Source organism: Endozoicomonas sp. YOMI1 (assembly GCF_024606345.1).
GTDB lineage: Bacteria > Pseudomonadota > Gammaproteobacteria > Pseudomonadales > Endozoicomonadaceae > Endozoicomonas.
Window position 1 is genome coordinate 1 of record NZ_JAHHPM010000281.1, and the last position, 10,579, is coordinate 10,579.

Here is a 10,579-nt window from a genome sequence, read left to right on the forward strand (position 1 = left end):
GCTCAGGTTTAGATAACTTTGAGTAGGTTTGAGCAAGTTTTTAGGAGCGGTTCAAGGGAATATCGTAAAAATATTGGTTGGTTATTACGTGTACTGAAACTGATGGTGTATAGCGTGATAGCTTATTAGAAAATACAGGTATATCACTAGCGGACAGTGCCTGTGTACGGGGTGAGGTTTGGCTCACAGATAGTCCCTGCAACCTGCATTTCAGTTATCAGGCTGATAGGATAGGAGACAATATTTATATCGCAGTATCCTGCTTGTTTATTGCTCGATCAGTGTCCTAATTTGTCGGAATTTCATCCATGGAACCCCAAAACCCTGACGCTCAAACTAATCCACAAGGGTTTGCCTATGACTCTCTTGAGTCTGTACGCAAAAAGTTACTGGATCTCACTAGCCGCAACACCCTTCTGAATTACAGACACCCCAAAGCCACTAGCGTCAGGGTCATTGAGACCAATCCAGATAATGCTGCAAAAGCTTTGCTTGATGAAAAATCATTGATCTTTATGCCAGTGCCTGAACCTACAGAGTCAGAACTTATAGATGCTGGTTATTTTGAAGAAGATCCAGCTAAAGGCCATAAAGTTGTTGCCGGATTTCCAAGCGCAGAGCAGTGGGCGAAACATCTTGGTCATTATACGTCCTATGAGCTGAAAGACTTTGATGCATCCCTTCAGAAGAGTGACAACTTTCAAACCCTTTCTTATGCTTCCGAGCTGGAAGCAAGACTGAGAGGCTTAAGAGGTAAGGCTGAAACCGCTATCGAAGAAAGTGGAGCCAATATTTTATACCTTGGTATCGGATTTCTTGAATGGTATGAGAGTAGGGATTCTGATAAAGCAAGACAGGCTCCTCTTTTCACGATCCCAGTCAAACTGGAAAAATCAGCAAAGGTTGGTAAGGATGGAGTTTACCGCTACTCCCTGTCCCTCAAAGATGAGGGGCTTTTAACCAACATCTCCCTGAGAGAAAAACTTGCCAACGACTTTGGTTTGTTCCTTCCAGGGATTGAAGAAGACACTGTACCTTCTGTCTATTTTGAGCGAATCCGTCAGTCTATTCTTAAGGAGCAGCCACGCTGGAAAGTAAAGCAGCATATCTCGCTTATACTGCTGAACTTCACTAAGCAAGCGATGTATCTGGATCTTGATCCAGAAAATTGGCCTGAAAACGCAAACATCAAAGACCACCCCACCATTGCACAGTTTTTCAGTGCTGCCGGACAAGAGAATCCAAACGATTCCGCTACATACGAAGACGAGCACAACATTGACACGGTTGAGGATATTCACCTTCACTACCCTTTAGTGTTCGATGCGGACAGTTCACAACATAGTGCTGTAATTGATGCTGCAAAAGGTGAAAATCTGGTCATCGAAGGGCCACCGGGTTCAGGGAAGTCTCAGACGATTACAAATATCATTGCGGCATGTATTGGTAACGGGAAAAAAGTGCTTTTCTTTGCAGAAAAAATGGCTGCTCTCAATGTCGTAAAAGACCGTCTTGATAGAGCCGGTTTGGGGGATTTTTGTCTAGAACTACATAGCCATAAAACCAACAAGCAGAAAGTTCTGGGTGATCTTGGTCATCGTCTGAACAAAAAAGGTTCTTATAGGGAGCCCAAAGAGATTGAGGCTGAGGTTGCACGGTTTGAGGATTTGAAGTCAAAACTGGCAGATTATGTCAGCTTGATCAACAGTTACTGGAGTGAGACTGGGCTGACACTTCACCAGATACTGAATAAAGCTACCCGATATCGAGAACAGCTCCATATATCTCCTGAGCTATTGGCAATAGAGGGTATTGATGGCAAAAGCTTTACCCCGGTGAAGCAAAGAGAACTGCTTGATCAAGCTGAGATGCTAACCAATGTCTACGAGAGCGTGTCTAACCAAGCACAGGAGGGAAAAATAGCCAACCACCACTGGTATGGCGTTAACAATACTGAGCTGCAAGGCTATCAGATTGATGAGGTGGCTGATTTACTTCGGCAGTGGACTGAGAAGCTAACTGCATTGAAGGTAAATTGGGAGTCTTTTAGCGTTGCTTTTGATTTGCACAATTCAGTGGATAGCTCTTTTGAGGCGATTGAGCGAGCGACACAAGATATAAATAAACTCCCAATGCTAATGGGGGAAGAACCCTTGGGTGCTGTTTATGGGGTTGTTAACCTGCTTCTCCAGTCAGAGCAGATGTTGGATCAGTATAAGAAAATCCATGGAGCCTATGACGCTATTTTCAAACACCTCAAACCGGAGGCTTTTGAAAAGGAAATAGGTCGTGAAGCACATTTGGATAAAACTCTGACATTATTTCAGAGATTAGGAGTCAATGTTGATAAAAACTTAAACGACATTGCTCTAAGCCTCAATGATTTAGCTAGCGCAGAAGAAAATCTGGCAGTCATCAACAGCAGCTTTTCCCCTGTCTACAATAATGTTTCTCCTCCGCTTCAACGCTGTTTTGTTGACACCAGCGAGGGTCTCAAAGAATTCGCTATCCTTGCTCAATTGATCGGGCAGTTGCCTTCTGATCTGTGGCGACATAGGGATGACCTTTATGATAACCCTGACCTTGACCCCTTGCTTGAGCAAATGACAAGCAGGCTTAGCCAGCTAACACCTCTCTATCACGAGCTGCATGAGGCATTTAGCCTTCACAGGTTACCAGACACTGCAACACTAAAAGTTTGGCAATCACTTATTGAGAGTGGTGGACTCTTTAAGTGGTTTTCTGGGGAGTGGCGTTCTGCAAGAAAGTCCGTTTTGAGCCTGTCAGCGTTGCCAAAACCTGATGCAAATCAACTTTTGTCTTTGCTTCCTAAGCTGATTCAATATTCAGAAGGACTGGAGCAGATGGATCAGCTTAATCGAGGGGAGCAAATTCTTGATACAGAGTATTGCGGTATAGAAACCCCGATAGATCGGTTGGTTGAGATTAGAAAGTGGTATAAAGCAGTTCGAAATGAATACGGGGCTGGATTTGGAAAGCGGGTTGCGATAGGTAATGCGCTGTTGTCATTAGACCGCAATCAGGCTATGGCGATAAAGGAATTGGCAGATAGAGAGGTATCTGGATTACTTGGTCGTGTACAACAAGACATCCGTAAATTATCTGAGCTTTACTCTGGATACATTCAGTTTCAGGACTCTGGAGCCTGCCTTAGTCAGTCAATGACTGAGCTTTCACAAACTATAGAAGCTGAGGTGGAGATCCTAAACGATGTATTGACTGGTGATAATGTCACAATTGGTGACTTAAATACTGTGAAAACTCTGCTCACTGAGCAGGCGACGAGATTATCCGCTTGGCAAACAAACCAGCTTGTTCAGCACTTTGTAGATCATGGTCTGGCTTTATCTGAACAATATCGATGTTACTCTGAAAGGGATTTTCAACTCGTACAGAATACACTGGATGTTGCGAGCGTTATGAATGGCGCACCTTATTTGCTGTCTGGATTTCAGTCAGATTTTAGTGCAAAAAGGTATGAGGGGTTGCAGGAAGGTAACCGCAACTTGTGTGAAGACATTCAAGATGTGCTTCAGTCACGAGCTGAATTTGCAGAAGTCAGTCAGGTTAATCTTCAAGAATGGTTTGAAGCTAGCAGTGATGACTTGCAGGGCAATATAGAGCGAAATGAAAAAGCGTTAACTAATCCGGTATGGCTAACCACTTGGCTAAAATACATTAAGTCACGAAAAAGACTTTCTTCTGGCGGTCTGGAGAAAGTGGTTCAGCAACTTGAGTTACAGAATATTTCCTCTGAGATGCTGAACGATGTTGTGCACATGGTCTCCAGTCATCAGCTTTCCAGAGAAATCCTTCAGCAGCACCCATCACTTGGCAACTTTTCTGGTTCCGAGCAAATGGCGGTCAGGAAAAAGTTTCAGGAATATGATCGTAAGCTGATGAAGCTTCAGCAAGAGCTTATTGCCCACAAAACATCCATAGTTTCAACTCCCAAAGGTATAGCAAGTGGAAAGGTTAAAGACTACACGGAGTTGAGCCTGATTAAGTACAACCTGAATCTCAAGAAACCCCGCATAGCCATACGTTCTTTGTTGAAGAGAGCGCCAATGTCAATACAGGCTTTAAAGCCCTGCTTTCTCATGAGTCCAATGTCTGTAGCACAATATCTGGAGCCGGGTAACTACGATTTTGATATGATTATCATGGATGAGGCTTCACAAATTCGTCCAGAAGATGCCTTGGGTGCTATTGCCAGAGGAACCAGCTTAGTCGTTGTTGGAGACCCTAAACAGCTTCCACCCACATCCTTTTTCCAGAAGACGGTAGATAGTGAAGATAATGACGATAAGGTAGCTCTTGAAGATTCTGAGAGTATTCTGGATTCAGTCATTCCACTGTTTAAAAGCAGACGTTTACGCTGGCACTACCGCTCTCGACATGAGTCACTGATCGCTTTCTCTAATCAGAATTTCTACGATTCAAATCTGATTTTGTTCCCATCACCTTTCAGTAGCAGTGATGAATTTGGCATTCGTTATCAGCCAATACAGGGACGCTTTGTTAATAGAAGAAATGAGGAAGAAGCTCGGATTCTGGTGCAGGGTGTGGCAGACCAACTGATCAATAAGCCTGAAGAGTCTGTCGGTATTGTTGCCATGAACTCAGAGCAAAGTGATGAAATTGAAAAACAGCTCGAACAGAAGATTAAGGATGATCCAGCTCTGCAACTAGCATTTGAAAAGAATCAAGAGCTGGATGAGCCTCTGTTTGTCAAAAATCTGGAAAATGTGCAGGGTGATGAGCGAGATGTCATAGTTATCTCAATGACCTATGGGCCAGAAACAATTGGTGCGAACGCCATGCACCAACGCTTTGGGCCAATAAACTCAAATGTCGGCTGGCGTCGCTTGAATGTACTGTTCACTCGATCCAAAAAGCGCATGCACATTTACTCATCCATGCGTTCTGGGCATGTACGCACATCTGATAATAGCTCCAGAGGAGTAAAAGCACTTAAAGCTTTTCTAGAGTATTGTGAAACTGGACGCCTTCAACATTATCAGCACACAGGGAAAGAACCAGATAGTGATTTTGAAGTGGCTGTAATGCAAATGCTTGCTGAGCATGGCTACGAGTGTGAACCCCAACTTGGCGTTGCCGGATATTTCCTGGATTTGGCAGTGAAAGACCCCGGTATGCCGGGGCGTTTCCTTATGGGTATTGAGTGTGACGGTGCAAGCTACCACTCTGCTAAGTCAACAAGAGATAGAGACCGCCTGCGACAAGAAATTCTTGAAAATTTGGGCTGGAAAATTAGGCGGATCTGGTCAACTGATTGGTTTGACAATCCTCAAGCTCCATTGCGGGAAATTTTAACAGAGTTGGACAGCTTGAAGACGCCATTGTCACAAGCCCCAGCTACAAATGATCAAACACTGAGCAGTGTTAAAGGGGATTCTCAACCGGAACCTATCCAAGATCAGATGTTTGAGGATAGCGGCGACGTTAATGCAGAGAAGGATCTACAAACTATTCTTGTCGAATATGATCAAACAGTAATCAGACAAGAGTTGCCAGACACGGATGAATAGCGGCGGTTGCTCAGACCAACTATGCTCGAAGCTTTAATGCATGAACTCCCTTGCTCTCTGGCTGAGTTTCAGGAAAAAATTCCTGTGTTTTTGCGTAATGGCACTGAACCAGCAGAAGGTAGGTATCTGGAAACAATTCTCCACTTAATATCAGTGCATGGCGATGGTTAAGGCTGTCTTGTCTCATGCAAGAAAAAGGTCGTTTTACAAGAAATTGTTGGGTGCTGAAGTCGCTCATGGGTATCTTTTTTACCCGTATTGAGAAAATGTCAGCTAATAGTCGCCTGCCAGCTGTTGTTTATTGGAGAAATTCAGGGTATCCAGATCCTGTTTTAAGCATATAGAATGGAGCATCGGTATAAAGAAAATCTGTTATATTTTCACTGTATCTTTAATAGTTATTCGTGACACTCGACCCATAGCCACTCGGGCTTGGAATGTAGATGATAATGCTAATTGAAACTGTCAGAAATCAGTGAACCATTTGCTGTTGTATAAATAACTAATCGGTTAGTTGGTATTCTGCCAATAATTGCAAGTTTCAGGAAAATGTGTTAATGAATTTTCCCCAATCCGATTATGGCTCACATCAACCAACGGCCAGCACGCAGGCTCCCGCAGATCAGTCAAAGGGAGCGGTGGAAGCCCTGGCCGGAGCATCGGGTGATCAGGCATTATTTTCTCAATACAATGTCTCTCTTTCTGCCACCCAGCCAGAACAAAGCCGGGTGATTCAGCAAAAAAAAGAGGCCTTGGGCACACTTGCAGAGGCTCTTCCCTCCCCGCTCGACTCCAGGTTAATCACTGCCATAGAACCGGCGGGTACCGATAATACGCCGACTCCTGATACTGCTGTAGAGGGGGTTGTTGCAGAAATAAGGCAACTGGCGATTGCCACAGGCTCATCCCCCATTGACCAGCAGATAGAAGACAGCCGGTTCAACAAGATACGCAGTCATTTAAAGCCGGTATCAGTCGATGTGGAAAAATTCCATCAATTAACTGCCAGCGGACTCAGTGAAACGACGGGGATGATCCAGTTCCTGGGTACACAGGGAGAGTTGGAAGCTATACACAATCTTGAAGACCCAAATATGCTAGAGCACATCAGGGAGGCCTACGATAAGGGGGATCAATGGTTGTGTTCCCGGCAGCCTCCCTACTTTTGGTTTGAATTTGCCGACCATGACAGCGCAATGCTTTCTATTGAAGAAAAAGACTGGTTTTTTATAGATTTTCCGGAAACGCAGGAACAATTGCCGAGCTTGATCCATTTGGCAATAATGTCATTTTATAGTGCGATCCCTGATTAGTTGCAGGGAAGCACTAATACCCGTACACCCCGTTCATCCTGGTCAAAGCAGTTACCATGAGCAGAATCAGAATCAGGCATCAAAGGGGAGCGCCCACGCACCTTGGGAATTGAACTGATGGCGACAACTATGCTGGCATAGCGGGATAGTAGATTGATTAATGGCCAGCACTTTGCTGGTCATCGTTACTGCTGTCTTCCGGCACTTCTTGTTCTGCTTTAAATGCTTCCATCTCTTTTTCCAGCGCTTCAAGGCGCTCACGGGTGTGTTTCAGAACAGCAACCTGGGTATCAAACTCATCACGGGTGACCAGCTCCAGTTTCGACAGTGCACTGCCTACCAGTGCCTTGATATTTTTTTCGATATCTTCCCGGGTCTGACTTTTGTCACCGTTAAAGAGTTCACCGGCTTTGCTGGCGATGGAATTAATCAGGGCGGCTTTATCGATCATGGTTATCGCCTGGCTGGTAGTCAGAAAAGGAAAGGATACCGCAAGAGCAGCAAAGTAACGATCGGTAATTATTGGTCAAATAATGTCGTAATCTTCCCGGGTTTGATCACAATAAAGTCATGATCGGCAACGCCATGCTGCTGTTTGGCACGCTGCAGGTCTTCCGGCGGTTGCAATATCGGCTCATTGGTCAGCATAAAGCTGCCCCAGTGCATCGCCAGTGATAGGCGTGAGCCAACATCGATGTGGATATGCACGGCTTCTTCCGGATTGACATGGATTTCTTTCATAAACCAGCGTGGTTCGTAGGCACCAATCGGCACCATGGCCATATCCATGTAGCCGAAGTGCTTCCCAATGGCTTTAAAATCGGAACTGTAGCCAGTATCCCCGGCAAAATAAAAGCGTTTACCCGATACAGATGCTTCAGCCGCCGTTTCAAATACCCAGCCACACCAGAGTGTTCGATCCGGAAATATTGAACGGCCACTGAAGTGCTGACAAGGCACTGCAGTATATGTCCAGCCTCGATGGGTATGGGATTCCCACCAGTCCAGCTCGATCCAGTTAGCCAGGCCATGTTTGCTGAACCATTGGCCTAAACCCAGGGGCAACATAAACAAGGGTGGGTTGTCTTTTTGCTTTTTCTGGATGGCTAATACCGAGTTACGATCCAGGTGGTCGTAGTGGTCGTGAGAAATCACCACCACATCCACATGGGGTAAGGCATCAATATCTATCGCCGGTGGCGAGTAACGCTTGGGGCCAGCCCACTGTACAGGAGACGCTCGTTCAGAAAAGTGTGGGTCGGTAATAATATTCATACCCTGGTGGCGAATTAAAAAGGTCGCATGACCAATCCAGCAGGCCAGGGATTTATCTGAATTCTCAAAGACCGAATAATCATCGTCCTCCACCGGAATAGCAAATTTCTCCGGCAAGGCCTCGGTGATTTTCCATTTTAAGATGTTCCATAACGAGCGATGATGCATTTGCATAACATCGTTATTGCGAAAGCCACCGTTTGGTAAATGATGTTTTTTTGAGCGATTCACCGCAGCTACCCAATTTTTTTTGTTAATCAATTTAGACTCATTTGGTGCGGTTTTTTGGTGAGGGATAAGGTTTTAGTGCATCAAATGGGTGCGTATGCCTGCTTCGGTACTTGTTTGAGTCTATGAAACCTTCAATCATGCCCATTTATGGGGATAGGTGAAAAACTGGCACAGAGCCTGCTTAGACAGGAGTAACCATTTAACCAGCGCCGGGCGGGATCGCCTGAAACCAATACTGGCAGTGTTGGTTTTTCCTTTTTCAGGCTCAGGAAATAAACAGGCTGTTGTAACACAAAGGGAAAAGCGTAGACTTTGGAAGCTGTATCGCATCCAGGTCACCCCTCCCGGATGAATATTAAGCAAAGCCAGGAGAATAATGCATGAAGTTAGTATCAGCCATTATCAAGCCATTCAAGCTTGATGACGTGCGGGAAGCGCTTTCTGATATCGGCGTTCAGGGTATCACTGTGACGGAGGTCAAGGGCTTTGGTCGCCAGAAAGGCCATACCGAGCTGTATCGCGGTGCAGAGTATGTTGTGGACTTTCTGCCAAAGGTAAAGATTGAAGTGGCTATCTCAGATGACCTGCTGGATCAGGTGATTGAAGCGGTTTCCAATGCGGCCAATACCGGCAAAATCGGTGACGGGAAAATTTTCGTGACCTCTCTGGAACAGGCCATTCGGATCCGTACCGGAGAGACTGGGGTCGACGCCATCTAGACGCCATCTAAAAGCCATTACCCATCAGCAGCCACTGATGACATTGCTGAGCAGTAATAGCGATTTGAGCTCTGTAGCCTTGAGCTGAAAAGAAAGATAAAAAGATGTGAATTTTACTGGGAGGGGTCCCGTGGAAGATATAATTCAGCTGTCGTATGCGCTCGACACTTTTTATTTCCTGATGTGTGGTGCACTGGTCATGTGGATGGCCGCCGGCTTTGCCATGCTGGAAGCCGGTCTGGTGCGCTCAAAGAACACTGTTGAAATTCTGACCAAGAATATTGCCCTGTTTGCCATTGCCTGCACCATGTACCTGCTCTGTGGTTACCAGATCATGTATCCGGGTGCTAACGAAGGCGGCATCATGCCTTTGTTCGGCACGCTGCTGGGCACCGAGAACAGCGTCGAGTCGGTGCTTGCCGGTGGTGAAGATGCACCTTACTACTCTCTGCGTTCTGACTTCTTCTTCCAGGTGGTCTTCGTAGCCACTGCCATGTCCATCGTTTCCGGTGCGGTTGCTGAGCGTATGAAGCTGTGGGCCTTCCTGCTGTTTGCGGTCTTTATGACGGGCTTCATCTATCCGGTGCAGGGCTTCTGGAAGTGGGGCGGTGGCTTCCTGAACGAAGCTGGTTTCCAGGATTTTGCCGGTTCCGGTGTGGTTCACATGGCGGGTGCTTCTGCTGCCCTGGCTGGTGTGCTGCTGCTGGGTGCCCGTAAAGGCAAGTACGCGTCTAACGGTGCCGTTAATGCCATGCCTGGTGCTAACCTGCCTCTGGCCACTCTGGGTACCTTTATCCTCTGGCTGGGCTGGTTCGGTTTCAACGGTGGTTCTCAGCTGAAAATTGCCGATGTGGAAAATGCCAACGCTGTTGCCCAGATCTTTGTCAACACCAACGCTGGCGCAGCCGGTGGTGTTATTGCTGCCCTGATCGTTGCCAGACTGTTGTTTGGTAAGGCTGACCTGACCATGGCCCTGAACGGAGCCCTGGCTGGTCTGGTAGCTATTACCGCTGAACCGCTGACGCCAAACGCCCTGGTTGCAACTCTGATCGGTGCTGTTGGTGGTGCCCTGGTTGTCTTCTCTATCCTGGCGCTGGACAAGCTGCGTATCGATGATCCGGTGGGTGCCATCTCTGTCCACGGTGTTGTAGGTATCTGGGGTCTGCTGGCTGTGCCTCTGACCAACAGCGACGCTACCCTGGGTGCTCAACTGCTGGGTATTGGCAGTATCTTCGCCTGGGTGTTCGGTGCTTCTCTGGTAGTCTGGGGTGTGATCAAGGTGATCATGGGTCTGCGCATCTCTGAAGAAGAAGAGTATGAAGGTGCTGACCTCACTGAATGTGGTATGGAAGCGTACCCGGAGTTCACCAGCAAGTCTTAAGTTGGCGGCTATAGAATTTTTTGCCTTTCTATCAAATGTCGGTACTTTGATATTTTGGAAGTACCGACATCAAAAATGTCGGACACA

The 10,579-nt window shown here is 46.4% G+C and carries 6 protein-coding genes; 4 read left to right on the forward strand and 2 right to left on the reverse strand.

All coding sequences use genetic code 11. The features are described 5' to 3' along the window. The first annotated feature begins 308 nt into the window (after positions 1 to 308). Both hhe and KDK15_RS09655 read left to right on the forward strand, forming a co-directional pair. A complete protein-coding gene (gene hhe / locus KDK15_RS09650; RefSeq protein ID WP_257295146.1) occupies positions 309 to 5,573 on the forward strand; it encodes a DUF4011 domain-containing anti-phage protein Hhe in 5,265 nt (1,754 codons plus the stop codon). 557 nt (positions 5,574 to 6,130) lie between these two features. Continuing rightward, on the forward strand, positions 6,131 to 6,886 hold the full coding sequence (locus tag KDK15_RS09655; RefSeq protein WP_257295147.1) for a hypothetical protein: 756 nt from the start codon (positions 6,131 to 6,133) through the stop codon (positions 6,884 to 6,886). Positions 6,887 to 7,043: 157 nt separating this feature from the next. Here KDK15_RS09655 and KDK15_RS09660 read toward each other — a convergent pair whose 3' ends face one another. Both KDK15_RS09660 and KDK15_RS09665 read right to left on the reverse strand, forming a co-directional pair. After that, entirely contained in the window at positions 7,044 to 7,337 is a 294-nt protein-coding gene (locus KDK15_RS09660) for an accessory factor UbiK family protein (protein ID WP_257295148.1), read from the reverse strand. A gap of 68 nt (positions 7,338 to 7,405) precedes the next feature. After that, the gene (locus KDK15_RS09665; protein WP_257295149.1) at positions 7,406 to 8,422 is read right to left on the reverse strand and encodes an MBL fold metallo-hydrolase; all 1,017 of its coding nucleotides are present in this window, start codon (positions 8,420 to 8,422) and stop codon (positions 7,406 to 7,408) included. A 350-nt stretch (positions 8,423 to 8,772) separates the two neighbouring features. Here KDK15_RS09665 and glnK point away from each other — a divergent pair, with 350 nt between their 5' ends. Next, positions 8,773 to 9,111: a P-II family nitrogen regulator gene (gene glnK / locus KDK15_RS09670; RefSeq protein ID WP_257285229.1), complete on the forward strand. Its 339-nt coding sequence runs from the start codon at positions 8,773 to 8,775 to the stop codon at positions 9,109 to 9,111. Positions 9,112 to 9,241: 130 nt separating this feature from the next. Next, positions 9,242 to 10,492 (forward strand): ammonium transporter, encoded by a 1,251-nt coding sequence (locus KDK15_RS09675; RefSeq protein ID WP_257295150.1) that lies wholly within the window; start codon positions 9,242 to 9,244, stop codon positions 10,490 to 10,492. Positions 10,493 to 10,579: the final 87 nt, after the last annotated feature.